This is a genomic window from Pseudomonas umsongensis (assembly GCF_002236105.1).
In the GTDB taxonomy this organism is placed as follows: Bacteria; Pseudomonadota; Gammaproteobacteria; order Pseudomonadales; family Pseudomonadaceae; genus Aquipseudomonas; species Aquipseudomonas umsongensis.
On sequence record NZ_NIWU01000010.1, the window covers coordinates 94397 to 118356 of the forward strand.

Annotated in this window: 19 protein-coding genes, 1 tRNA gene, 1 rRNA gene and 1 pseudogene; 9 read left to right on the top strand and 13 right to left on the bottom strand. The window is 60.4% G+C overall.

Going from position 1 to position 23960, the window contains the following annotated elements:
- Window positions 1-78 precede the first annotated feature (78 nt).
- On the bottom strand, window positions 79-1296 hold the full coding sequence (locus PSUM_RS30020) for an MFS transporter (RefSeq protein ID WP_020799732.1): 1218 nt from the start codon (window positions 1294-1296) through the stop codon (window positions 79-81).
- A 242-nt stretch (window positions 1297-1538) separates the two neighbouring features.
- Between PSUM_RS30020 and PSUM_RS30025 the strand changes: the two genes are divergently transcribed.
- Window positions 1539-1615: transfer RNA gene (locus tag PSUM_RS30025), tRNA-Met, on the top strand.
- 182 nt (window positions 1616-1797) lie between these two features.
- On the opposite strand, the gene PSUM_RS30030 is transcribed toward PSUM_RS30025, so the two are convergent.
- Window positions 1798-2907 carry a DUF2817 domain-containing protein gene (locus PSUM_RS30030; protein ID WP_033040747.1) on the bottom strand — a complete coding sequence of 370 codons (1110 nt, stop codon included), beginning with the start codon at window positions 2905-2907 and terminating at the stop codon, window positions 1798-1800.
- Window positions 2908-3061: 154 nt separating this feature from the next.
- Between PSUM_RS30030 and ggt the strand changes: the two genes are divergently transcribed.
- Window positions 3062-4894 carry a gamma-glutamyltransferase gene (ggt, locus tag PSUM_RS30035; protein ID WP_083349752.1) on the top strand — a complete coding sequence of 611 codons (1833 nt, stop codon included), beginning with the start codon at window positions 3062-3064 and terminating at the stop codon, window positions 4892-4894.
- Window positions 4895-4945: 51 nt separating this feature from the next.
- Here the strand turns inward: ggt and ddlA are convergent, their stop codons facing one another.
- From ddlA to PSUM_RS30050, 4 genes and pseudogenes are all read right to left on the bottom strand, one after another.
- Window positions 4946-6040: a D-alanine--D-alanine ligase gene (gene ddlA / locus PSUM_RS30040; protein WP_020799729.1), complete on the bottom strand. Its 1095-nt coding sequence runs from the start codon at window positions 6038-6040 to the stop codon at window positions 4946-4948.
- Window positions 6041-6127: 87 nt separating this feature from the next.
- On the bottom strand, window positions 6128-6688 hold the full coding sequence (locus PSUM_RS32770; RefSeq protein ID WP_404821816.1) for a methyl-accepting chemotaxis protein: 561 nt from the start codon (window positions 6686-6688) through the stop codon (window positions 6128-6130).
- A pseudogene (locus PSUM_RS32775) lies at window positions 6668-7444 on the bottom strand (PAS domain-containing protein); the annotation flags it as partial. The pseudogene PSUM_RS32775 and the gene PSUM_RS32770, both read right to left, overlap by 21 nt.
- 128 nt (window positions 7445-7572) lie before the next feature.
- Window positions 7573-8886 (bottom strand): MFS transporter, encoded by a 1314-nt coding sequence (locus PSUM_RS30050; RefSeq protein ID WP_042955697.1) that lies wholly within the window; start codon window positions 8884-8886, stop codon window positions 7573-7575.
- Between the two features lie 200 nt (window positions 8887-9086).
- Here PSUM_RS30050 and PSUM_RS30055 point away from each other — a divergent pair, with 200 nt between their 5' ends.
- From PSUM_RS30055 to PSUM_RS30065, 3 genes are all read left to right on the top strand, one after another.
- Window positions 9087-10505: a short-chain fatty acid transporter gene (locus PSUM_RS30055; protein WP_033039034.1), complete on the top strand. Its 1419-nt coding sequence runs from the start codon at window positions 9087-9089 to the stop codon at window positions 10503-10505.
- A 167-nt stretch (window positions 10506-10672) separates the two neighbouring features.
- Window positions 10673-10993 carry a hypothetical protein gene (locus tag PSUM_RS30060; RefSeq protein WP_083349754.1) on the top strand — a complete coding sequence of 107 codons (321 nt, stop codon included), beginning with the start codon at window positions 10673-10675 and terminating at the stop codon, window positions 10991-10993.
- Window positions 10994-11143: 150 nt separating this feature from the next.
- Window positions 11144-12316 (top strand): hypothetical protein, encoded by a 1173-nt coding sequence (locus PSUM_RS30065; protein ID WP_083349755.1) that lies wholly within the window; start codon window positions 11144-11146, stop codon window positions 12314-12316.
- Window positions 12317-12398: 82 nt separating this feature from the next.
- Here the strand turns inward: PSUM_RS30065 and can are convergent, their stop codons facing one another.
- Entirely contained in the window at window positions 12399-13043 is a 645-nt protein-coding gene (gene can, locus PSUM_RS30070) for a carbonate dehydratase (protein ID WP_008055619.1), read from the bottom strand.
- Window positions 13044-13210: 167 nt separating this feature from the next.
- Here can and PSUM_RS30075 point away from each other — a divergent pair, with 167 nt between their 5' ends.
- The gene (locus PSUM_RS30075; protein WP_083349756.1) at window positions 13211-13615 is read left to right on the top strand and encodes a serine kinase/phosphatase; all 405 of its coding nucleotides are present in this window, start codon (window positions 13211-13213) and stop codon (window positions 13613-13615) included.
- A 140-nt stretch (window positions 13616-13755) separates the two neighbouring features.
- Here the strand turns inward: PSUM_RS30075 and rimI are convergent, their stop codons facing one another.
- Together rimI and PSUM_RS30085 are read right to left on the bottom strand one after the other, a co-directional pair.
- Entirely contained in the window at window positions 13756-14208 is a 453-nt protein-coding gene (gene rimI / locus PSUM_RS30080; protein WP_007978046.1) for a ribosomal protein S18-alanine N-acetyltransferase, read from the bottom strand.
- On the bottom strand, window positions 14201-14941 hold the full coding sequence (locus PSUM_RS30085) for an energy transducer TonB (protein ID WP_083349757.1): 741 nt from the start codon (window positions 14939-14941) through the stop codon (window positions 14201-14203). Before PSUM_RS30085 ends, rimI begins: the two co-directional genes overlap by 8 nt.
- 236 nt (window positions 14942-15177) lie before the next feature.
- Here PSUM_RS30085 and mksB point away from each other — a divergent pair, with 236 nt between their 5' ends.
- Genes mksB through mksF form a run of 3 tightly spaced genes read left to right on the top strand, consistent with a single transcriptional unit; the run spans window position 15178 to window position 19983 of the window.
- Window positions 15178-16455, top strand: a complete 1278-nt coding sequence (mksB, locus tag PSUM_RS30090; protein ID WP_162276381.1) for an Mks condensin complex protein MksB — start codon at window positions 15178-15180, stop codon at window positions 16453-16455.
- Window positions 16445-17146, top strand: coding sequence for an Mks condensin complex protein MksE (gene mksE, locus PSUM_RS30095; protein WP_020799720.1), 702 nt, complete (start codon window positions 16445-16447; stop codon window positions 17144-17146). The genes mksB and mksE overlap by 11 nt, the downstream gene beginning before the upstream one ends.
- Window positions 17143-19983: an Mks condensin complex protein MksF gene (gene mksF, locus PSUM_RS30100; protein ID WP_020799719.1), complete on the top strand. Its 2841-nt coding sequence runs from the start codon at window positions 17143-17145 to the stop codon at window positions 19981-19983. Before mksE ends, mksF begins: the two co-directional genes overlap by 4 nt.
- A 184-nt stretch (window positions 19984-20167) precedes the next feature.
- On the opposite strand, the gene PSUM_RS30105 is transcribed toward mksF, so the two are convergent.
- From PSUM_RS30105 to rrf, 4 genes are all read right to left on the bottom strand, one after another.
- Entirely contained in the window at window positions 20168-22471 is a 2304-nt protein-coding gene (locus tag PSUM_RS30105) for a PqiB family protein (protein ID WP_083349758.1), read from the bottom strand.
- Complete coding sequence (locus PSUM_RS30110) at window positions 22464-23087, bottom strand: paraquat-inducible protein A (protein WP_020799717.1); 624 nt, start codon at window positions 23085-23087, stop codon at window positions 22464-22466. The genes PSUM_RS30105 and PSUM_RS30110 overlap by 8 nt, the downstream gene beginning before the upstream one ends.
- Window positions 23074-23733, bottom strand: a complete 660-nt coding sequence (locus PSUM_RS30115) for a paraquat-inducible protein A (RefSeq protein ID WP_020799716.1) — start codon at window positions 23731-23733, stop codon at window positions 23074-23076. Before PSUM_RS30115 ends, PSUM_RS30110 begins: the two co-directional genes overlap by 14 nt.
- 149 nt (window positions 23734-23882) lie before the next feature.
- Window positions 23883-23960, bottom strand: a 5S ribosomal RNA gene (rrf, locus tag PSUM_RS32780); the annotation flags it as partial.

The following is a 23960-nucleotide window of genomic DNA, read 5'->3' on the forward strand; positions in this document are numbered from 1 at the left end:
AAACGAATGGCCGCCATTATCCGGCTTTTCAGCCGGAAGTCTTGTGCAAGCTCGCGCTAACGGCTTAGTGGCAGGTGATCAGGCCTTTTTGGCGCGTGGCAGGAAAATCGCCAATACACCCAATAACGGCAGGAATGAACACAGGAAGTACACGTATTCGATGCCGTGTATGTCCGCCAGGTGGCCCAGCAGCGCCGCGCCAATCCCACCGAAGCCGAACATCAGGCCGAAGAACACCCCGGCAATCATCCCGACATTGCCTGGCACCAACTCCTGGGCGTACACCACGATGGCCGAGAAGGCTGAGGCGAGGATGAAGCCGATGACTACACTCAGGACAGTGGTCCAGAACAGGTCCACATGCGGCAGCAGCAATGTGAACGGCGCAACGCCCAGGATCGAGAACCAGATCACCGCCTTGCGCCCGATTTTGTCGCCGATGGGCCCGCCGAAGAAGGTCCCCGCGGCCACCGCACCGAGAAACAGGAACAGGTGCAGCTGCGAACTGGCCACCGACAGGTCGAACTTCTCTATCAGGTAGAAGGTGAAATAACTGGTGAGGCTGGACATGTAGAAGTATTTGGAGAACACCAGCAGCCCGAGCACCACCAGCGCGCTGGTCACCCGCCCCTTGGACAGGCCGTGGGTCGCTGCCTGGCCCTGCTTGAGCTTGAACAGGTTCAAGTGGTTGGCGTACCAGCGACTGATCCGGTACAGCACGAACAGTGCAAACACCGCGAACAAGCCGAACCAGGCCACATTCCCTTGGCCGTAAGGGATGATGATCGCCGCCGCCAGCAACGGACCGAACGCCGAGCCCGCGTTGCCCCCGACCTGGAAGGTCGATTGTGCCAGGCCAAACCGCCCCCCCGAGGCCAGCCGCGCCACGCGAGAAGCTTCCGGGTGAAAGGTCGAGGAGCCAATGCCGATCAAGCCCGCCGCCAGCAGAATCAGCGGGAAGCTGCCGACCACCGACATCATCACGATGCCGATCAAAGTGCAGACCGTACCGGCTGGCAACAGCCAGGGCTTGGGATGGCGGTCAGTGTGGTAGCCGACCCAGGGTTGCAGCAGCGAAGCGGTCAGCTGGAAGGTCAGGGTGATCAGGCCGACCTGGGTGAACGTCAGGCCATAGTTGGCCTTGAGCATCGGGTAGATCGACGGCAGCACCGATTGAATCAGGTCGTTGATCAGGTGCGCCAGTGCCACCGCGCCGATGATGCGCATGACCAGAGGGCTGCTTTGTGAAGGCGCGGACGCCGCCGCAGTGGCGGGCTGAACGTTGCTGATAGCCATGAAATTTCCGAAAAACAGAGGGGTGCACACGGGCAGGTGCGTCAATGTGCCATTTTTCGTTGCGGCAGCGCCATCCCCTTAGCCTGCTAACGACCTCGGTATTGGGCAGATTTCCACTCGATCGATACCCTCCTCCGCCCCGTTTTTTCGGCTCAGGAAGATAAGCGGTTGAAAGTGTAGAGAAATATTTTAAATTTACGCTTGACGCATCTGCATTACCGGTGAATAATGCGCGCCATCTTGGCTACATAGCTCAGTTGGTTAGAGCATAGCATTCATAATGCTGGGGTCCGGGGTTCAAGTCCCTGTGTAGCCACCAAGTGCTAAAAACGGCTTACCGAAAGGTAAGCCGTTTTTTTATGCCTCAAGAAAATGGCTGCTCCCTTGTAGGAGCGAGCATGCTCGCGATGGACTTGAACGATAACGCGGGGAGTCAGGTTCCCCCGCGGTGCATTTGAGTCCATCGCGAGCATGCTCGCTCCTACACCATCATCGTCATCATCAGCAACGAATCGCCGGTAGCGCCGACAACGCCCGCTCCCAGATCTGCCAGGTACGCAGCCAGACCATGGCCTGCCAATCGCTATCGGCCGGATAGAACTGTTCAAGCAGATTCAACTTGATCTCTCGCCCCTGCGCATCGTGGACATTACCGTGCAGATGCAACCAGTGGTCATCGCGCAGATGTCGATGGACGTCCGGCCCCGGATAAGTCCCGCACTCGATCACGAACGGCATCAACCGCACCTGCGGCAGCGCATTGAGCAACGCCTGCGAGGTGTAGCCGGTCGCAGTGGCTGCAACACCGGTTTCGCTCAGGGTGTCGGCGCCGGTGTGCAACGTGTAGAGCCACGGACCGTAAATTGCCTGGGCATCGGCCAGCGCCGGATAAGCCGCTTCGGTGATCGTCAACAACATCGGATGCCCATACTCCCCGGCCCCGGTGTGCAAGTCGAAACACAGGGCGACGTCGGCATGGGCCACGTGCTTTTGCATGATCTGCTGCAATGTACGGTTCGACCAACTGGGCGCCACCCCGCCGAAGAACAATCCGTCCGGGTGCGCATGCTGGCCACCTTCAACAATCGACATGACCGCGGGCCATCCGTGCAGGCGGATTTGCTCATCCAGCAAGGCATCGGCCCGATCTCGCTCAGGCCCGCGCAACTGCGTGCAGGCATAAATTTCATGCAGCGCGTCATAAGCCTGGTTGTCCGGCAGCGCACGATCGAAGTCCAGGTGATTGCGGTTCAGGTCGATGTTGTCTTCATTGACCCGACGCAGCCACGCCATGCCCCAGGGATTGATCGCATGAATCATCACCACGGCGACATCCGTCGGCAATGAGCGCTTACCGAGCTCCTGCAGCCACTTGATCTGGCAACCCGAGCCATAGAAGCCCTCGACCCCGTGAGTACCGCTCAGCGCGATCAGCAGGCGTTTAGCGCCAGGATCGCCGAGTACCGCTACATCGGTGCCCAAGGCCTCGCCTGATGGCCCCTTGAGAGGATGGGGATACTCGCTCAGCGTCGCACCGGCCGCGGTTGCCGCCGCCAGGAATTGTTCGCGCTGGGAACGGTAGCTGGGCTGGGCTGGAAACTCGCTGTGCATGGCTGCCTCTTGTGGGTCTTGTGGGGTGATCGCTGGCAATGACCCTACAGAAAATCCGTCGATTGATGAAGAGCGACCACGGGACCTGGTTTGCGTCACTGCGAGGTCACCGATACAGTCCCCGGTATATTTATCCCACGGACGGAGTGCCCCCATGTTCCCAGCCTCCCATTCGAGTCGCGCGCGCCTGCCAGCCCTGGCGCTGATCATCACCGCGCTGACCCTTGGTGCCTGCCACAACGCGTCCGCCCCGACGCTGCCCACGGCACCGGAAAACGCGTCCGGTTATCGTACCGACCTGCAGACCCGACACGCTTCACGCCACATGGCCGCAGCCGCCAACCCATTGGCAGCCGAAGCCGGGCGCGAGATGCTGCGTCGGGGCGGTTCGGCCATCGATGCCGCCATTGCCATGCAAGCGGTTCTGACGCTGGTCGAACCGCAGTCCTCGGGCATCGGTGGCGGCGCGTTGATCGTGCTCTGGGATGGCCAATCCGTGCGCGCCTACGACGGGCGCGAAACCGCACCGGCCGGTGCCACCGAGAAACTGTTCCTGCAGGCCGATGGCCAGCCGATGCCCTTCACCCAGGCACAGATTGGCGGGCGCTCGGTGGGAACTCCCGGGGTGTTGCGAGCCCTTGAGCTGGCCCATCGCAAACACGGTCGTTTGCCATGGGCGCAGCTGTTCGAGCCCGCCATCGAATTGGCCGATCAAGGCTTTGTCATCTCGCCTCGCCTGCATCGGTTGATCGCTGCGGATTCGTCCATAAAGCGCTCTGCGGAAATGACGGCCTACTTCCTGAATGCCGATGGCAGCCCGAAAGCCAGCGGCACCCTGTTGAAGAATCCGCCCTTGGCCGCTGCGTTGCAACGCATCGCCAAGGAAGGGCCGGATGCCTTATACAAAGGGCCCATTGCGCAAGAGATCGTGGCCAAGGTCCAGGGTCACGCCAACCCGGGCAGTCTGTCGCTGACCGACCTGGCCAACTACAGCGCCAAGGAGCGCGCGCCCTTGTGCACCGACTACAAGCGTTGGCAGGTCTGTGGCATGCCGCCACCGTCCTCGGGCGGGATCGCCATGGCGCAGATCCTCGGCACGCTGCAAGCTCTGGAGACACGCGACAAGCGCTGGGCCCTGGCGCCAATGCGACCGGTGAAAGCCAGCACCGCCGCCGGTTTCGAACCGACCGCCGAGGCCGTGCACCTGATCAGCGAAGTCGAGCGCCTGGCCTATGCCGATCGCGCGCAGTACGTCGCCGACTCGGACTTCGTGCCAGTGCCCGTCAAGGGCTTGATCGACCCGGCTTACCTGGCCAGCCGGGCGGCACTGGTCGGCGAGCTCAGCATGGGCACGGCCAAGCCCGGCACGCCACCGGGCATCCAGGTCGCCTACGCGCCAGACCGCTCCCCCCTGCGCATCTCCACCTCGCAAGTGGTGGCGGTCGATGACCAGGGCGGCGCGGTGTCGATGACCACCACCATCGAATCCGCTTTCGGCTCGCATGTGATGGTCCAGGGCTTCCTGCTCAACAACGAGATGACCGACTTCTCGTTCATTCCCGAAGAGAACGGCCAGAAAGTCGCCAACCGCGTCGAACCCGGCAAGCGTCCGCGCTCGTCCATGGCCCCAACGCTGATCTTCGACCGCCAGAGTGGCGAATTCGTCGCCAGCCTCGGCTCTCCCGGCGGCTCGCAAATCATCGAATACGTGGCCAAAACCACCGTCGGCCTGCTCGACTGGAACCTCGATACACAGGCAGCCATCAACCTGCCCAACTTCGGCAGCCGAAATGGCCCGACCGAACTGGAGAGCGGCCAGTTCAGCCCGGCGCTAATCCAGGCACTCAAGGACAAGGGCCACCGCGTCAACGAAATCGACATGACCAGCGGCACCCAGGCGATTGTCCGGGTCAAGGATGCACAGGGGAAGGCGTCGCTGGCCGGTGGGGCTGATCCTCGGCGGGAGGGGGAAACGTTGGGGGATTGAGTCGCTTGCAGCGTGAAGGGGCCTGCCTGGGCGAAGGCAGGCCCATTTTCCTCAACGACTGATTTTCAACGCCCGTCGAGCCTGGTGTTTTTCCAGCGCCAATTCGATCAGCCGCGTGACCAGTTCACTGTAGGTCATCCCCGCTGCCTGCCACAGTTTCGGGTACATGCTGATGCGGGTGAAGCCTGGCAGGGAGTTGATTTCATTGATCAGGACTTCGCCACTGTCAGTCAAAAATACATCGACGCGCGCCAGCCCGGAACAGCCGAGCAGCTGGAACGCCTCGACCGCCATCGCGCGAATGCGTTCGCTGGACTCGACGCTGATATTGGCCGGCACCACGACTTCAGCAGCTTTGTCGTCGATGTACTTGCTGTCGTAGGAATAGAAGCCACTGTGCACCACGATCTCGCCACAGCCGCTGGCGATGGCGTCTTCGTTGCCAAGCACCGCACATTCGATCTCTCGGCCCTTGACCGCCGACTCGATCAGCACTTTTTCATCGAAGCTCAAAGCCAGCTCGACTGCCGCCGCATATTCGGCTTCGTCGCTCACCTTGCTCACACCGACGGAAGAACCCTGGTTGGCCGGCTTGACGAACAGCGGCAGGCCGAGCTTGCCGCTGACCTCGGCAAAGCCTGTGCGCGCGGCGCTGGCGCGGGTCAGGGTGACGAACGGCGTGACGGCCAGGCCGGCATCACGCAACAGGCGCTTGCTGATGTCCTTGTCCATGCAGACCGCCGAACCCAGCACATCGGAACCGACAAACGGCAAGTCGGCCATGCGCAGCAATCCCTGCAGGCAACCGTCTTCGCCAAGGGTGCCGTGGACGATGGGGAATATCACGTCGACGTGACCCAACAGATCGGCACCGGCGGTTTCCACCAATTGCTGGTGGGCCTTGCCCGGAACCACGGCCAATTCGCGATTGGATTGATTGAGCGCGATCAGGGCCGGATTTTCCTGGTTCAGCAGGAAGTTCGAGGGGTCGTTGAGGTGCCAATGGCCTTGCTTGTCGATGCCGATCAACACCGGCTCGAAGCGCGAGCGATCCAGTGCATCGACAATGTTTTTCGCCGACTGCAGCGACACCTCGTGCTCGGTCGAGCGGCCCCCGAAAATAACGCCCACACGCAGTTTACTCATTGCCTGACCTCATCGTGGATGGCTTGCAACCTGGGTAGCCGCCACGTTACGACTGCAAGGTCCTGCCGTCCAGCGGCTCGCAGGGAGTCAGATCGCCAACTGATTGGCAAACTGCCCCACTGCATTGACCACTTTCTGCGCGCCATCCTGGATCTCGACGATCACCGAGCCTGCTTCCGCCGCCAGCGCCAGGCCCTGTTCCGCCTGGAGCTTACCGTCGGCCATCAGGGCCACGGCGTTGCGCGCCATGTCCTGGTTTTGCCGCACCACGAGGACAATCTCGTCGGTGGCCTGGCTGGTGCGCGAAGCCAGTTGCCGAACCTCGTCCGCCACCACGGCAAAACCTCGTCCCTGCTCACCGGCACGGGCCGCTTCGATGGCCGCGTTGAGCGCCAGCAGGTTGGTTTGTTCGGCAATCCCGCTGATGGTCTTGACGATGGTGCCAATTACCAGTGATTGCTCATTCAAGGCTTCGATGCCATCGACAGCGGTTTGCATGTGCCTGGCCAGGTCACGCATCACATCCACCGCCTGCGTCACCACGGCGTTGCCGCGCTGGGCGCTTTGATCGGTTTGCTGCGAGGTGCCGTAGGCAATGTTGGCCGCTTCGGCCACCGCTTGCTCCTGGTTGACCTGATCGGTGATCACCGTGGCGAATTTCACCACTTTGTAGAGTTTATTGTTGGCATCGGTCACCGGGTTGTAGGAGGCCTCCAGCCAGACTGTACGACCGTGGCTGTCGACGCGCTTGAAACGTTCGGCCACGAACTCTCCGGTGTTCAGACGGCGCCAGAACGCCTGGTATTCGGCGCTGTTGTAGTCCTCGGGAAAGCAAAAAGTACGGTGATGCTTGCCCTTGATCTGCGCCAGGCTGTAGCCCATGCCACTGAGAAAGCGCTCGTTGGCGGTCAGCACATTGCCATTGAGGTCGAACTCGATCACCGCTGTCGAACGCACCAGTGCACCGATCAGGTTTTCATGCTCACGGGAGGCCTCGATGGTGCGGGTCAGGTCGCTGGAGAAAATCGAAAAATGCTTGATCCGCCCGTCCGCCGTGCGCACGGGCTGCACAATTGAACGCAACCAGGCTTCCTGGCCAGTGCCACGCAACAGACGCACGGCACCGGCAAAGTGCTCGCCCCGACTCAGTGCGGTCTTGAAACGTAGCTGGAATTCGTCGTTTTTCACATGATCCGGAACGATCTCTTCGATGTGCCGGCCGATCAGCTCGTTGCTCTTGTAGTGCATCTCGCCGAGGAAGTTCTGGTTGACCGACTGCACCCTCCCGTCAATATCGAGGGTCAGCACGAGCATCTCGCTTTCCAGGCTTTCCTTCACTTGCTGCAGGCTGGAGAGTTCTTCGCGAAGAGCCGACAGCTCCTGCTTCAAGCGTTTATTGAACATGGGACGCACCGATGGACTGGAATAGAAAGCGACTTAGAGCCTAGCCATCGGCCTTGCAGGGATTTTCTGAAGAGCGCTTGAGGATTGTCCTACAAATATAATGAAACCGCGCCAATCGTCCCTGCCTATCACGCTGTACCGGCGGCTGGGCAACCGGCGACTCCCGGTGCCCGCGAGCCGAAATACGCCGCACTGCCCACACCCACCGCCCCCATCACCGCGCAAAAAATCACGCAGATCCAGGGGCTCCATGGCATCAGGCCGATCAACAGCAAGGGCGTGATGCTCGCCCAGGCGGCGTAGGCGATGTTGTAGGTGAAGGAAATACCCGAGACGCGAATCCGCGCCGGGAACAGGCTGACCATCACCGATGGCACCGCGCCCACTACTCCGCAACTCAGTCCAGCCACCGCGTAGGCCAGGCCGACCCAGTTGCCACCGCTGATCAGGCAGGTGTAGAGCACGCCGATACCCAGTGGCAGCAACAGGCTATAAAGCATGACGGTACGCCAGGCGCCGATGCGATCGACCAGCAGACCGGCGAGCACGCAGCCAATGTTCAGAAACACGATGCCCAATGCGCTCAGGGCGAAGGTGTGGCTGGCGGTCATGCCGAAGGTTTTTTGCATCATGGTCGGGGTGATGACCACGAACACCACCACCGCTGATGTCAGCACGCAGGTGAGAATCATCGCGGGCAGCAGGGCCAGGCGATGTTCACGCAGGACTGCCCGTAACGGCAACTCGATGGCTGCCTCGCGCCGGGCTTGCATGGCCATGAACACCGGCGTTTCGCTGAGCCAGCGCCGCAACCAGACGCCAATCACGCCAAACACCCCGCCCAGCAGGAAAGGATAACGCCAGGCGTGATCGAGGATCTCCGCTGGAGTAAAAGTCTGCGCCAGGAAGGTTGCCGTCAGGGCGCCAAGCAAATAACCAAAGGTCAGCCCCGCCTGCAGGAAGCCCAGGGCGTAGCCGCGATGGCCGACTGGCGCGTGTTCCGCTACGAATACCCAGGCGCTCGGCACCTCGCCACCCACCGCCGCGCCCTGGAGGACGCGCAGGGCCAACAGCAGCAGTGGCGCGAAATAGCCGATCTGCGCGTAGGTCGGCATGATTCCGATCAGCAGGCACGGCAGCGCCATCATCAGGATGCTCAGGCTGAACACCTTCTTGCGACCCAGACTGTCGGCGAAATGCGCCATCAGGATCCCACCCAGGGGCCGCGCCAGGTACCCGGTGACGAAGATGCCAAAGCTTTGCAGAAGCCGCAGCCACTCAGGCATTTCGGGCGGGAAAAACAGCTGGCTCAAGGTCAGGGCGAAAAATACGAAGATGATGAAGTCGTAGATTTCCAGCGCGCCACCGAGAGCCGCGAGCCCCAGGGTCTTGTAGTCCGAGCGGCTGAATGGCAGCGGACGTGGATCTATATTGGCAGTCATGAAAAGAACTCTGGCACAGGCAAAAACCAAGGCGCCCATGGTCTACGCAAACGCGCCGACGGACAACCCGTTAGACCAAAGTCCCATAGGCCTAAATCAGCGCCGCAAAAAACACTCGTTTGAATTAAGGTTGGCGTCTGTCCTGAGGGGCCTATGCTGCCCCGAAGACCACAACAAACATAATAATTCGAGGTAGTCCCGTGGCCGCTGATATCGAAGATACCCGCTCCGCCCGCTTTGCCCTGCGCTGTTCAAGCTTTGCCGAACGCTGGTTCCCCGACTCCTGGGTATTTGCCGCCCTGGCGGTGATCATTGTCGCCGTGGCCACCATGGCCATGGGCGCCAAGCCGACTGATGCGGCCATGGCCTTTGGTGACGGCTTCTGGAGCCTGATCCCGTTCACCATGCAAATGGCGTTCGTGGTGATCGGCGGTTATGTGGTCGCCAGCTCGCCACCGGCGGTGAAGCTGATCGATCGCCTGGCGAAGTTGCCGAAAAACGGGCGCTCCGCGGTGGCCTGGGTGGCCCTGATTTCCATGGTCGCGTCGCTGCTTAACTGGGGTTTGTCACTGGTGTTTGGCGGCTTGCTGGTGCGAGCCCTTGCCCGCCGTACCGACCTTAAGATGGACTATCGCGCCGCGGGTGCAGCCGCGTACCTGGGGTTGGGCGCGGTGTGGGCCCTGGGCCTGTCTTCGTCTGCTGCGCAGTTGCAGGCCAACCCGGCCAGCCTGCCGCCGTCGATCCTGTCGATTACCGGGGTGATTCCGTTCACCCAAACGATCTTTCTCTGGCAGTCGGGCGTCATGTTGCTGGCCTTGATCGTCATCTCGCTGATCATCGCCTACGCCACTGCCCCCGGCCCGCACACGGCGCGAGACGCCCAGGCCTGTGGCGTCGACCCGAGTTTCAATCTGCCACCACTGCAACCACGCACCCGTCCCGGAGAATGGCTGGAACACAGCCCGCTGCTGACCATCCTGTTGGTGCTGCTGGCGGCTGGGTGGCTGTTCCATGAGTTTTCCACCAAACCTGCGATCAGCGCGATTTCCGGTCTCAACACCTACAACTTCCTGTTCATCATGCTCGGTGCCCTGTTGCACTGGCGCCCGCGCAGCTTCCTCGACGCGGTGGCCCGCGCGGTGCCGACCACCACCGGCGTGCTGATCCAGTTCCCACTGTACGGTTCGATCGCCGCACTGATGACCACGGTCAAGGGCGCCGACGCGCAGACCCTCGCCCACCACATCTCGACCTTCTTCGTGAGCATTGCCTCCCATGACACCTATGCCCTGCTGATGGGCGTGTACTCGGCGATCCTCGGCTTCTTCATTCCGTCCGGCGGCGGTAAATGGATCATCGAAGCACCGTATGTGATGCAAGTGGCGAACGACTTGAACTACCACCTGGGCTGGGCCGTGCAGATCTACAACGCCGCCGAAGCGCTGCCCAACCTGATCAACCCGTTCTACATGCTGCCGCTGCTGGGCGTGCTGGGATTGAAGGCGCGGGACCTGATCGGCTTCTCGTTCGTGCAATTGCTGGTGCACACACCACTGGTGCTGGTGCTGCTGTGGGCACTCGGAACGACGCTGGCGTATACGCCGCCGGTGATGCCATAGGGAAGCGGCTACAGCGAGGGTCAGCGCGACCTGAGACTGCGCGTTTTTCTTACAAAACGCGCAGCGTTGTCCCACCCAATCCAACGGCAAGCCCTGACTCTCGCAACCAGCCTCCTTGAATTAACCTGTCCCGGAGTATCAATCACCAAAAACCCAAGGAAGATCCGATGACACCGATATCCAAGACACTGGAAGAGTTGATCAATGAAATGTACCAGGACGGTAACGTCTCGGTGGTTGAGTACAGGGCCCTGCGAGACGATGCCGATCGCCGCATGGACGCTGTTGTCCGCGAATTTGGCCAGCACAACAATGTGACGGCCTTTCAGAAAGCGATGGATGTCGCCATGCAGTTATTGCAAAGCGCCGTCCTCGATGCCAAAAAAGCCAGGCTGAGCGATACCGGTGAGGCTATCGTCAAGGATGCGGTTACCGCACAGGTCGAGTACTTGCGTGCCGGCGGCCAATTGGCGCTACGCCTGTTGTGATCGCCTGACCTCACTCCCCCGCAAACACTGATCGCGGGCTGGATCGCACGCTTCGAAAAAAAGTGCTTGAGGCCTGGTTTTCTGCATCATTGTGTTGATCCAGTATGACGTGCATCTTCGTATCGCGACCACGCTGAAAAGGATCTGAGCATGTTAAGACTCGCAGGCCTCACCCTCGCGGCCTTTACCCTGAGCACCGCTGCCCACGCCGATATCGCCCTGAAGCTGGGCAGCACCGAACGCGTCAAACGTTTGTTCGCCTATCCCAACAACTGCAACGTGATCTGCTTTCGCAACTGGACGCTGGAGCAGACCGTCGAGCACTACCTGACGCAAAGCGTACAACGCGATGGCTATAACGATGCCAAGGTTCTGGTCAAAACCGATAACCATCAACTCCATGCCGAAATCACGGGTGTGCCCAGGAGCTATGAAAAACCCCTGGCAGCGCTGCTTGACGCCGGCGACCTGGCCTACGACGGTGCTAGCAAACTGAATGCCGACGGCAAGTGGGCCTATAACTGGCATTTTTTCCTGCCACTGGGCATGGCCCTGGAAAACCGCAGAAGCGTCGAGCTGCTGCACTTCCCACCCGATTATTCGCTGACCCAGGCCCAGGATTACCTGAAGTCGGCCACCACGGATCGCTGGGCCACGCTGCTGACCATCAATGGCGTCACACCCGAGCAGCTACCGGGCTACCAAACCATTATCGATATCGCCCCGATTGCCGCGCCTTCGAACGCAGGCAAGGATCTGGAAGGCGTCTACGACTACTTCAAGGACTACCAGACCAGCATGGTCAAGCAGGTGACGGTACATTCCAGCGGCGCGGCCTTGCCAACGGTTGCCTTCGGTGCACCGGTGCGCAACTGGGTCAAGCAGCAGTACGGGCCAACCGTGAATGTGTTGAGCCTGGTGACAATCAGCCCGGTCGACGGAGTAAAAGTACCGCTATTGGGCGCCAACCATCCCAGCTACATCTGGTACGCCGCCGATCCAGCCAGCTACACCGGCAAAGACGCCCAGGCCCAAGCCGATACAGCGGGCCTGAAAGTCATGGGCCAGGATTTGAGTGCCGCTTGCTGGCAGGCCGCTATGGGCCGTGAAACGGACACCAATCCCGATATCGAGCTGAAAAGCTGCACCCAGACCTGGCAAGTGGCCCAGGCCGATAAAACCTGTGCGCTGTTCTACACCTCGATCCGCAAGCTGACCCCCGCACAGGCCGCAGGCAAATGTGCGACAGCATCGATCAAGGCCCAGCTCAAATTGCTCAAGGTGCCAGCGCCAGCCCCGGCGATACCCGCGCCCGCGCTATAGGCTGACGAGTCAACTGACGGAGAGCGCCGACGACCAGATGTTTTTGCAACACTGGCGTCGGCAAAGCGTCTGCTGCGCAGGCTTACAACTTCTCGACCGGACGCAGTCGATACTGCGGTGGCAATTGCTCGAAACCGCTGATCGTGGTGTTCAGGCTTTTCCAGCGACCGTCCTTGATGCCGTAGATGCAACCGTGAATCGACAGGTTCTGCCCGCGGTGCCAGGCATTTTGCACAATGCTGGTATGGGCGACGTTGGCCACTTGCTGAATCACGTTGAGCTCGCAGAGGCGGTCGACCTGCTCCTCTTCGGTGGCCAACTTGGCGAGCTCTTCACGTTTCTCGTAGTAAAGATCGCGAATCGAACGCAGCCAACCGTCGATCAGGCCGAACTGACGGTCCTGCATCGAGGCGCGCACGCCGCCACAGCCATAGTGGCCGGTCACGAGGATATGCTTGACCTTGAGTACGTCGACCGCGTACTGGATCACCGACAGGCAATTGAGATCCGTATGCAACACCACGTTGGCCACGTTGCGGTGCACGAACAAATCGCCCGGCAGCATGCCGACGATCTCGTTGGCCGGCACCCGCGCATCGGAACAGCCGATCCACAGGTACTCCGGCGTTTGTTGACGAGCCAGCTTGGCGAAGAAGTCAGGATCTTCTTTGGTGATCGCGTCGGCCCAGCGCTCGTTGTTATCAATCAGATCTTGTAATTCGTTCATGCAATGAAGCCTCGATAATGGTGCGCTGCTTTGACAGACAACCGTCCGTCGGGGTCACGCGCGTGATGCAAATGCCCGCTGCTGCCCGTTCATGGCGCTCCATGCCGGTGGAATTCCCTGCAACCCAGTGGGTCCACTCTATAAGGCTAACAGTATGAGGAATTGCCATGACTGATTCACGACGTCCGTACGATGCGGTGCAACCGGAACCCATCGATGATAACGAAGATCGCATGGGCTCGGTGCATGAGCTGGATTTCGACACGGAAGAACCCAGCGCAAAAATCGGCGATGAATTGCCGCAAAAGGAGCGCAAGCAGCTGATACCCGAAGAACGCGTGCGCGAAGCCGGCATGACGGGAGCATCGACCGATGATCATGAATCGACCGATGATGACATGAGCCCGGAAACGCTCATCCGTGAGGACGGTGCGCGGGATGCCCAGGAATTAGGTGAAGGTGACCAGGCCGACTGGGACCTGAGCATTGTCGATGAAGACGAGATCGGTGGGGGAAATGGGTTGGACGAGGAGGAGATGGCGCAGCGCGATCCGCTGGACAAGAAACGCTGATCTGTAGGAGCTGCCGCAGGCTCGGGCCGCGTTCGGACGATCTTTTGATCTTGATCTTAAAAATCAAAGATCGTCCGAACGCGGCCCGAGCCTACGGCAGCTACTACGCAGGAATCGGCGTTCAACCAAAACGATGGTGATCAATCCACCAATGTACAGGCCATGACCACCGCATCTTCGCGCCCACCCACCGCCGGGTAGTAATCCCGTCGACGTCCGATCTCGTTGAAACCGTAACGCTCATACAGCTTGAACGCCGCGGTATTGCTGTCGCGCACTTCCAGGAAGCATTCCCGGGCATCGGCCTTGTAGGCGATCGACATCAAATGTTCCAGCAAGGTCAAACCCAGGCCTCGGCCCTGGTTTTCCGGCTTGACGGTGATGTTGAGCAGATGCGCCTCGTCAAGAATGATCTGCACCACCCCATGGCCCACCTGCTGCTGACCTTCGAACATCAGCCAGATCTGATACTTGCCCAGGCCATCGAGAAAAATCCCGCGGGTCCAGGGATGGCTGTAGGCCGCATACTCGATCTTCAGAACAGTTTCCAGGTCCGCCTCGGTCATCGGGCGGAACGACACAGCGTCACTCATTCGGTTCTTTCCAACGCGCCATCAGCCGACGCATGGCTTGCCACACGGCGGCCTTGCGCTGTGGCTCTTCCATTAACAATTCCAGGCCCGGTACCGCCCACGCCGAGCCCAGGCCCTCAATCTGCAATTCGCGGTTGAACGCATCAGAGTCCGCTTCACCGGCAAACCGCACCGCGGGCAGGCCGATCAGCCAAAGGCAGGCGCATGGCACTTCTTCCATGCGCACCGAGAGGAAACCTTGCACAAAGTCACGGGCGGCCTCCGGGCCCTGGTCCATAGTCCCACGCACCAGCAGCGGCCAGCGTACCGGCTCGCCGATGATCTGCGGGCTGTCCGGCAGACCGGCGGCTCGCAGCATGTCCTTGAGCAGCAGATAAGCAGGGTCGCGTGCCTGGAAGGATTCACCTGTGGGTAACTCCACCAGCAGCAGGCAGCGGCCGGCTCGCAGCAGTTGCAGGGCAAAGCGCGGCGGCGGCACCGGCGCGACCCTGGCGACCACCGGCGCCTCCTCGGCCGCAGGTTTTGCGCCAGTGCGCGTGCTGGCCAGCGATGGCCGCGGCACCTCGACCTTCACCCGCTCGGCGGGTTTTACCGTAGGCACGACGGGCGTCTCGACCACCGGCACAGGCGCCACGGGAGCCTCGACCAGCGCCTCGGGCGGCTCCAGCAGCTCGGGCCGCGACGGGGCGGCAAAGGGCAATTCGGTGCGCGGTAACCAGTTGACCACCTGCATGGCGTTCAAATAAGCGCGACGACGGGACTCGATAAGCAAAGGTCGGCCACTTGTGGATAACTAAAGTGCGCCGATTCTACCGCCCTTCGCGCAAGATCGCCCGCTGTTGATCGATAGACTGCACCGATAATCTTTCCACTTGTGAAAAATGGCGACAGCCCGTCCCGAGAGTGAATCGCATCGTGCCTGATGCAGTACAATCGCGGCTTTTATTCGCCAACCAGCCGGCCATTCCGATGATCGAACCCAAGCGCGTCTTGCGCGCCCTCGCTGAACACTGGGCACTTCTGGAGCCACTGTGCGAGCATTTCGACCAAGGCACCCTGAGCCTCAACGAACTGCGCACGCAACTGGCCGCCCAGCAACTCGACAGTACGCCGCAGGACATCACCAGCCTGCTGGACGTGTGGATTCGCCTCGATATTCTGGTTCCGGTGGCGAAAAGCCCGAACCGTTTCGAGCTCAATGCGCAAATTCACGACTTCCTCGCCTACCTGCGCCGTGAACACCGTTTGGGCCTGTGCCTGGAAATCGAAGCCTATCTGCGCCATCTCGAGCGCCTGGCCGGCTACATCCAGGACGCCTTCGACATCCGCGACGGCAACGACCTGGCCCGCCAGCTTCGCCTGCTCGACATGCGAGTTCGCGATGTACTGAAAAAACTCGATAACGACGAACAAGCACTGGTGGCCGTCGCCGAAAGGGCGAAAACCAGCGACCGACAGATTCCATTGCGCCAGCGTTACGCTGAAGTGCTGGCGACCTGGGACGAATACGTCGAGCCGATGATTGATCTGGTGAACGCCGACGGCGCTTTCGAACAAGGCGTGCGCAAGGTTGAAACCGTGCTGCTGAAGATGCTCTCCGAGCAGCAACGCCTCGGCCACCTGGTCGATGACGACATGTTGCTGCGCACTCACGCGCGTATCCTTGAAATGCAGACCAGCGCCCAGTTGACCCTGCGTCACGCGCGCGAACTATTGCTGCCGCTGCGTGAAGAGGCACGTCGCCACAACGCTGTCACCCGTGGCGCGGCCCTGGCCCTGTCCGCCATTCGCCGAAAAGGCATCGATGCCGTGCCGCAGGCGGCAATGCCGTTGTTCACACGCCCGCAAAGCACCTTCCTCGGCAGCGCCAGCCAGGTCGAGGCCTACGTTTATGCCCTGGCCCGCTTCGAACCGAAACCGGCGCGCTTCCCCAAGGCCCACAAAACCCAGAAAGGCGAAGCTCCACGTGCGCCACGCACGGTTCGGGAAATGCTCGAACGCTGCGAAGACGCCCTGCCGATGCCGGACCTGATGACCTGGCTGCTGGAGCAGGAGCCGGACGGCGCCACCGACGAATTGCTGTACTGGTTCTCGCGACTGTCCCGGGAAAAACGTTTCAAGCGCGAACGCCTGGAACGTCGCGACTACCACACACACGAGCACCAGGTCAGCCTGCGCTCCTTCGCCCTGCTCTCGGTCGGCGATGACCCTACCGAGAATTCTGCGAGCATCCCCCATGCATCTTGATCTTTCCGAACTGTCCCAACTGGCACCGATCTTTCGCGAGCTGTTCAAGGGCTACCACGTCAGCCGCCGCGATCCTGAGCTGTATGCGCAGCTGTCGAACTTCCAGGACCAGTACCGCACGCTGTTCAAGGCCCTGGGGTTTGAACTGGTCTGCGACACCCGTGGTTTCTACTATTTCGTACCGGACCTGGCCGCCGCGGCGGTGAATAAGACCGCGCAGCGTCTGGCGCTGTTCACCTTCATCCTTGTCGAGCACCTGGCCGATCAGGGCCGCGACCCGGTCGCCGTGCTCGACGGCGGCAGCCTGGGTCGCGATGAACTGCCATCGCTGCTGGAAAAGTACCGCGACCTGTTCATCCAGGCCGAAGTACAGACCCAGGATGAGCTGGAAGAAAAAATCATGCGCCGCATGACCCAACTCGGCTTCGCCGGCGAAGAAAACGGCGTGTACCGTTTCCTGCCGCCGATGCACCGTTTCCTCGATGTGTGCCTATCGGTGCAACAGGACCGTGACCTGGCGGCCAGCCTGCACAGCGTACTGCCGCTGCCGGCTCCGGTGCTGATCGATGAAGACAGCGATGAAAAACTACTGCAGACCGACGACCCGCTCGACTTGGCAGAGTTTGCAGATGAAAGCGAAGAAGACGCCCTGGCCCGCGCCATTGCCGAAGAACAGGAGCTCGACGCATGATCAAGGAACGCTACGGCATCCGCCGCTTTGCCCTTTTGAACACCGCCGGCTACACCCTCGGCCTGTTCCCGCTGGAAGAGCCGCTGTCGGTCTACGGCGCGAACAACCTCGGTAAATCCGCTTCGATCAATGCGCTGCAATTCCCGATCCTGGCACGCATGTCGGACATGAGCTTCGGCAAGTACAGCCTGGAGCAATCCCGGCGCTTCTATTTCGCCTCCGACACCAGCTACATCCTGGTGGAGGTGAACCTGCCCCATGGCCCCCACGTGATCGGCGTGGTCGGACGCGGTCCGGGTGGCGGCTTCGGTCACCAGTTCTTTGCCTACGCCGGCCGGCTGGACCTGGCCCACTACCAGAAAAACGACACCTGCCTGCGCCAGAAGGAGTTGTTCAGCAACCTTGAGCGCGAAGGCCTCAAAGCCTACGAACTCAAGCCCGATGAATTGCGGCGCTTGCTGGTCGGTGGACACACCTCGATCCCGCTGGACCTGACACTGATCCCCCTGCGCTCTACCAGCGAACAGAGCCTGAAGACCTTCCGCGCGCTGTTCATCAACCTGCTGCACATGCGCGAAATCACCGCGGCCAAGCTCAAGCAACTGTTCCTCGACGCCTTCGAGCACAGCCTGCGTTCCGGTAGCGTCGACTACATCGCCGCGTGCGAAGAAGCTTTCCGCGACGTACGACGCATGGAACAGGACTACCAATCGCTGGTGGCAGCCGGTCCCCTGGTCGAAGCCCTCGCCAACGGCGTGAAACAGCGCGATATCCTGCGCGGCAAGCTGCACCGCCTCTCGCCGCTGCTCGACTCCCTGCTCGGCACTTGGTCGGACTACGCCAGTGCCCGCAAGGAAGAGCTGACCATCCAGGCCGAGCACTATCGCCACGAGCAGGACGCCCTGCAGAACGACCAGCGTGGCGGCACCCAGGAGCTGATGCGCCTGGAGCGGGAAATCACTGGCATCCAGCGCTGGCTCGGCGAACTGGCGGTGCTCAAGCATCGTTTTGCCCTGGTCGAAGACGTCAAGGTGCTCGAGCAACAACTGCTCGCGGCCAAGGACGCCCACGATGAGCTGGCAGGTGCCTTGGCGCAGTCGCGGCAATTCAGTGCCGAGGACCTGGAAGAACGCCTGCGTGAGCTGGAAAAACGCCTGAAGTCGGTCAAGCAACAACTCGACCACGCCGACAACAACAGCTACGCCCGCCTGCGCGAAGAATTCTCGCAGCAGGACGTCGAGCGCCTGATGCGCCTGTTCAACAGCGCACTGTTCAGCCTGCCGCTGGGCGAGCACGGCATTACCCTCGACGACAACGGCGACTGGGTCAAATCCGTAGAGCTGATCCTCGACGGTTTCAAAGGCGAGCGCTTCGAAGTACCGGGCCTGTCCATCGACATCTCGCACATTGAGCCCCCGGCCCTGCAAGCCCTGGCGGACCGCGCCGCGCTACGCGACCAGAAAGAGCGTCTGGAAAAAGAACTCAAGCAACTGAAAACCCAGCAAGCCGTGGCCGCCGACCGCGCCGCGAGCAAGACCCAGACCGAAGCGCTGTACCAGCAGGTGCTGGATGCCCAGAAAGCCTTGGAAGACTTCCGTCGCGCGCAAACCCTGAGCGCCGAAGAGGGCGACAAGCTGGAGCAGCTGGCGCAGATGGAAGCCGCCCAGGACGAATTGAAGCGCTCCAGCGATGCTTTCACCGAACGCGTCCAGCAACTGTCCGCCAAGCTGCAACTGGTCGGCCGGCAGATCGGTGACATGGAAGCCAAGCAACGCACCCTCGACGACGCCCTGCGCCGCCGTCAGTTGTTGCCGGCGGATCTGCCGTTCGGCACGCCGTTCATGGATCCGGTCGACGATTCGATGGACAACCTGCTGCCGTTGCTCAACGACTATCAGGACAGCTGGCAAGGCCTGTTGCGTGCCGATGGCCAGATCGAGGCGCTGTACGCCCAGGTGCGCCTCAAGGGCGTGGCCAAGTTCGACAGCGAAGACGATATGGAACGTCGCCTGCAACTGCTGATCAACGCCTACGCACACCGTACCGACGAAGCCCTGACCCTCGGCAAGGCCCGGCGTGCGGCTGTTACCGACATCGCCCGGACCCTGCGCAACATCCGCAGCGACTACGACAGCCTCGAGCACCAGTTGGCGCTGTTCAACCGCGAGATCAACAAACGTCAGGTGTCCAACCTGCAAAGCTTCCGCATCGTACTGGCGCCGAACAAGGAAGCACTCAAGCACATCGACCAGATCATCCACAGCGCCGGCCAGTACGAAGAAGGCGAGACCCTGTCCGTCTTCGACCTGAGCCAGAGCGCCGAGCAGGACAACAAGAACGAAGAGGCCAAGGAATACCTGGCGCGGCTGGTGGCGGCAAACCACAACCAGCTCGGCCTCAAGGACTTGTTCGAACTGGCGTTCGAGATCACCAAGGTCAACGGATCGCCGGTTATCCACACCGACATCGACGGCGCCGCGTCCAACGGCACCACCATGACCATCAAGGCGCTGACCAACATGTATTTGTTGCTGCACTTGATGGACCGCGACCTGGCCGGACGTGTGCGCTTGCCGTACTACCTCGACGAGGCGGCGGACATCGACGAGAAAAACCAGGCGGCGTTGCTGGAGACCAGTCTACAACTGGGCTTCGTGCCCATCCTGGCCAGTGTGAAGCCACAGGTCTGCGCCAGTGTCGCCATCGACCTGGAAGGTGGTAGCGGCCCGGCTGGCATCTACATTGATGAGGATGACTGGAAGTACATTCGTCGTCACGACGAGGTGAAGGCGACTGTGAACGTTGAAGCGGATGAGCCGGAGCTGGATGCGGTCTGAGACTTGAATCGAAGGTAATAAAAAGGCCGCGATCCAATGGATTGCGGCCTTTTTATTTGGAGAGCTTCTTCGCGAGCAGGCTCGCTCCCACATTTAGTCCGTGGCGTACACAAAATATGTGAACGACGCTGACCACTGTGGGAGCGAGCCTGCTCGCGAAGGCGGCATCACAGCCGCCAATACACTACTTGCCGAGCGGAATCTTCGGCGCCCAGGTCAGCCATTCCTCTTCGAACTTGTCGAACAGCGGGTAAGTCTGTTCCGGTCGCGCGGGGGTGCCCATGCGATCACCATCCGGCGTAGCAAAGGCGACACCGCCCTGGATCATCGTCTCAAGCGATTCAGTACGCACTGTCGCCCCTCTGAACAGACCCACATCAAAGTCAAAACCGCTGGTGTTCCAGAACCGCGTGCCGCTGCGGACCAATGGCGCGTACTTGGGCTCGATCAGGATGCGGATCAACACACGATCGGCCGTCTGGCCCAACTCATAACCCGTCACCTTGCCCACGGTGATTTCTCGATAAGTCACCGGAACCCCAGCCTTCAGCGAACCACGACGAGGAGCGCTCAACGTCAGGCTCAAACCAGCTTCCTGCTTGGCAGTTTCCGGGGGATTGGCCAGCGCCACGAAATTCTTCTGCGGGCCCAGGTTCTTCGCTGCCGGTTGCACCTCGATGTATTGCCCGGTAACCAATGTTTCCAGGTTCGACGTCTTGATCAGCCCCAACTCGGGCTTGACCACCCAGAACTGACTGCCGACACGAGCGATGCGCTCCGGGACTTCATCGATCCGCGCAGTCAGCAGCACCGACTGCAGATCGTCACTCAGGTCAACGTCTTCGATCTTGCCGACATCCAGCCCCTTGAAGCGGATGGGCGTGCCAGTGCGCAGGCCATCGGCACGGTCAACCTTGATGGTGATCACCGCGCCTTTCTGGTTGGCTAGCTCATGGCTGGCGAACAGGCGGAAACGCGGGATGCGCTTCTGCAAGGGTGCCTTGGCCTCCGGTGTTTCGAAGGCGATGCCGCCAGCCATCAGGCTTTGCAACGATTCACTCTTGACCTGGATCCCGCCAGTCAGGCCACCGGTCAAGGTGATGCCACTGGCGTTCCAGAACCGCGTGGAAGCGTTGACCAGGTCTTCGTATTCCTTCTCGATATGGACCCCGATCACCAGCTGTTTCTTTTTGCGCGAAAACTGATAGCTCTGTACCGAACCCACCTTGACCTGCTTGTAGAGTACCGGGCTGCCCACTTCCAGCGAACCGAGGTTATCGGTGAACAACACCAGGTGCAGGCCCGGTGCACGCAAATCCAGCGGCGGCGCCTTGGGCCGTGCGACAAACTCACGTTGCGGCGCGGCGCCTTTGTCCCCAGGACGCACGGCGATGTAGTTACCCTTGACCAATGCTTCCAGGCCGGTAATGCCCGCCAGGGAAATCGACGGCTTGACCACCCAGAACTGGGTGCCATCGACCAGGTAATCCTCGGCCAGCGGGTCCAGGGTCAACTCGGCGCTGGCGCCGGACAAATCGGGATCGACCTTGAGGGCCTTGAGGGTGCCGACCTGAATACCTTTATACATCACCGGCGTACGGCCCGCCTGCAAGCCTTCGAAGTCGCTTAGCTTGACCTTGACCTTGATCCCGGCGGCAGCCGCATCGAAGTCCTCATAAAGGCGGAACGGCAGGCTCGGATCGGTAGGCGGGCTGTCCTTGCGATTTTCAGGAGTGGCAAACGCAATACCACCAGCAACAATACTGGCCAGGGATTCACTGCGAACTTTTACACCGGACAGGTTGGCATCGATGCTGATGCCGCTGGCGTTCCAGAAACGCGTGTGTTTGCGCACGAGCTTGGCGTACGTCGGCTCGATGAAGACCTTGAGCTCGACAGTACTCTGGTCCTCGGAGAGCACGTAGCTCTTGATCTGCCCGACCTTGATCTGCTTGTAGAACACCGGGCTGCCACGGTTCAGCGAGCCCAGGCGATCAGCCTTGATCGTGAGGTGCAGGCCGGGTTGGGCGTCCGACAGCGGTGGCTCCTGTGCCAGGGCCTTGAACTTGCGGGCAGGCTCGCCCTCACCCGGGCTGATTGCGACATAGTTACCCGAGACCAGCGTCTCCAGCCCGGTAATACCGGCCAGCGTCACACTCGGTTTGACCAGCCAGAAGCGCGTGCTGGTGCGCAGGTATTGCTCCACGTCCTTGTTCATCTCAACGGTCGCGATCACCCCTTTGGAACTGCCTTCATCATCAAGCTTGAGGGTTTTCACCTTGCCGACCGGCATGCCTTTGTAGACGACTTCGGTCTTGTTGGCCTGGATGCCTTCACCGCTTTCGAAACGAACCTGAATCTCGATGCCGGTTTCGGTGTAGGCACGCCAGCCGAGCCAGCCACCAATGATCAGGGCAATCAGGGGCAATACCCAGATAGCCGACCAGTTCGAAGCCGGTCGGATTTTAGCTGTAGGCAGATCAGTCATGGTCGTCGTCCGACTCCGTGTTATCCCAAATCAGTCGGGGATCGAAAGTTACTGCGGCAAGCATCGTCAGAATCACCACGCTGGCGAACGCAATGGCGCCCAGATCAGCTTCAATGGTGGCCAGCCGGCCAAAATTCACGAGCGCCACCAGGATGGCGATTACAAAGATATCGAGCATCGACCAGCGGCCGATGAACTCGATAAAGCGGTACATCCATATGCGCTGGCGGGCCGAGAGTGGCTGGTGGCGCTGTACGGAAAACAGCAGCAAGGCGATCCCCACCAGTTTGAACGTGGGCACCACAATGCTGGCGATAAATACCACTGCGGCAATGGGAATCATGCCGTGCTGAACCAGTTGGATCACTCCGGACATGATGGTGCTGGGATCACCCTTGCCCAGGGAGCTCACGGTCATGATCGGCAGCACATTGGCCGGTATGTAAAGAATGGCGGCGGTGATCAGCAACGCCCAGGTCCGCGCCACACTGTTGGGACGGCGGGCATGCACCAGTGCGCCGCACCGAGTGCAGACCTGATCGTCGACATCAGCTTCCTGCTTGTTCAATTCATGGCATTCGGCGCAAATCAGAATGCCTGCATCAATCGCCCGCATGGGCATCCTCTCCTGATAAAGCCTGCCAGATCTGGTGAGGAGACATCACTACCTCCAGCCAGACCTGGACCAACAACAATCCAATGAAGCACGCCAAGCCAAGACCAATGGTCATTGCTGCCATATCTGCCAGCTTGACGATCGCGACCAGTACGCCCATGAGGTAAACCTCAAGCATCCCCCAGTCCCGTAAATGGTGGTAAATACGGTAAAGCAGCAAGCCGTAGCTACGTCCGACGTTAAATCGGATACTCAGCAACACGACCAGTTGGCAGAGCAGCTTGAGCAGCGGAATCGCCATGCTGCACAGGAACACAATGACTGAAACGCTTTGCATGCCTGTATCGAAAAGCCCGACAACCCCGCTCCAGACAGTGTCTTGCGACGATTGCCCAAGCAGGTTGAGTTGCATGATGGGTAAAAAGTTCGCCGGGATGTACAACAGCAATGCCGCGATAACCAGGGCGAGACTGCGCTGTACGACGTTGTATCGATGAGCATAGAGCTCGTAACCACATCGCGGACACAGGGCTTTCTCACCATGATCGAGCTTGGGCTTGCGCATCAGCAAGTCGCACTCGTGGCACGCCACCAAATCGTTCAGCGGTAATTCTGACAGCCTTGAGGCGTCAACCGGATCTGGCATATAACGCTCTGACTCCGAAAAGGTTGGGCCTATTCTAGTGCCCTGAATCGAAAATAACTGTGCCAATTTGTGCACGAATCAGTGTGATTTTCTTTCGGCAAAAGACAAAACCCCTACCTGCATGCGCAGATAGGGGTTTTGGAATTTAATCTTGACGATGACCTACTCTCACATGGGGAAACCCCACACTACCATCGGCGATGCATCGTTTCACTTCTGAGTTCGGG

What these genes read in the sequence shown, in the direction of transcription:
- PSUM_RS30020 (WP_020799732.1), bottom strand. Translation starts at nt 1,296, where the DNA reads ATGGCTATCAGCAACGTTCAGCCCGCCACTGCGGCGGCGTCCGCGCCT.
- PSUM_RS30030 (WP_033040747.1), bottom strand. Translation starts at nt 2,907, where the DNA reads ATGCACAGCGAGTTTCCAGCCCAGCCCAGCTACCGTTCCCAGCGCGAA.
- ggt (WP_083349752.1), top strand. Translation starts at nt 3,062, where the DNA reads ATGTTCCCAGCCTCCCATTCGAGTCGCGCGCGCCTGCCAGCCCTGGCG.
- ddlA (WP_020799729.1), bottom strand. Translation starts at nt 6,040, where the DNA reads ATGAGTAAACTGCGTGTGGGCGTTATTTTCGGGGGCCGCTCGACCGAG.
- PSUM_RS30050 (WP_042955697.1), bottom strand. Translation starts at nt 8,886, where the DNA reads ATGACTGCCAATATAGATCCACGTCCGCTGCCATTCAGCCGCTCGGAC.
- PSUM_RS30060 (WP_083349754.1), top strand. Translation starts at nt 10,673, where the DNA reads ATGACACCGATATCCAAGACACTGGAAGAGTTGATCAATGAAATGTAC.
- PSUM_RS30065 (WP_083349755.1), top strand. Translation starts at nt 11,144, where the DNA reads ATGTTAAGACTCGCAGGCCTCACCCTCGCGGCCTTTACCCTGAGCACC.
- can (WP_008055619.1), bottom strand. Translation starts at nt 13,043, where the DNA reads ATGAACGAATTACAAGATCTGATTGATAACAACGAGCGCTGGGCCGAC.
- PSUM_RS30075 (WP_083349756.1), top strand. Translation starts at nt 13,211, where the DNA reads ATGACTGATTCACGACGTCCGTACGATGCGGTGCAACCGGAACCCATC.
- rimI (WP_007978046.1), bottom strand. Translation starts at nt 14,208, where the DNA reads ATGAGTGACGCTGTGTCGTTCCGCCCGATGACCGAGGCGGACCTGGAA.
- PSUM_RS30085 (WP_083349757.1), bottom strand. Translation starts at nt 14,941, where the DNA reads ATGCAGGTGGTCAACTGGTTACCGCGCACCGAATTGCCCTTTGCCGCC.
- mksB (WP_162276381.1), top strand. Translation starts at nt 15,178, where the DNA reads ATGATCGAACCCAAGCGCGTCTTGCGCGCCCTCGCTGAACACTGGGCA.
- mksE (WP_020799720.1), top strand. Translation starts at nt 16,445, where the DNA reads ATGCATCTTGATCTTTCCGAACTGTCCCAACTGGCACCGATCTTTCGC.
- mksF (WP_020799719.1), top strand. Translation starts at nt 17,143, where the DNA reads ATGATCAAGGAACGCTACGGCATCCGCCGCTTTGCCCTTTTGAACACC.
- PSUM_RS30105 (WP_083349758.1), bottom strand. Translation starts at nt 22,471, where the DNA reads ATGACTGATCTGCCTACAGCTAAAATCCGACCGGCTTCGAACTGGTCG.
- PSUM_RS30110 (WP_020799717.1), bottom strand. Translation starts at nt 23,087, where the DNA reads ATGCGGGCGATTGATGCAGGCATTCTGATTTGCGCCGAATGCCATGAA.
- PSUM_RS30115 (WP_020799716.1), bottom strand. Translation starts at nt 23,733, where the DNA reads ATGCCAGATCCGGTTGACGCCTCAAGGCTGTCAGAATTACCGCTGAAC.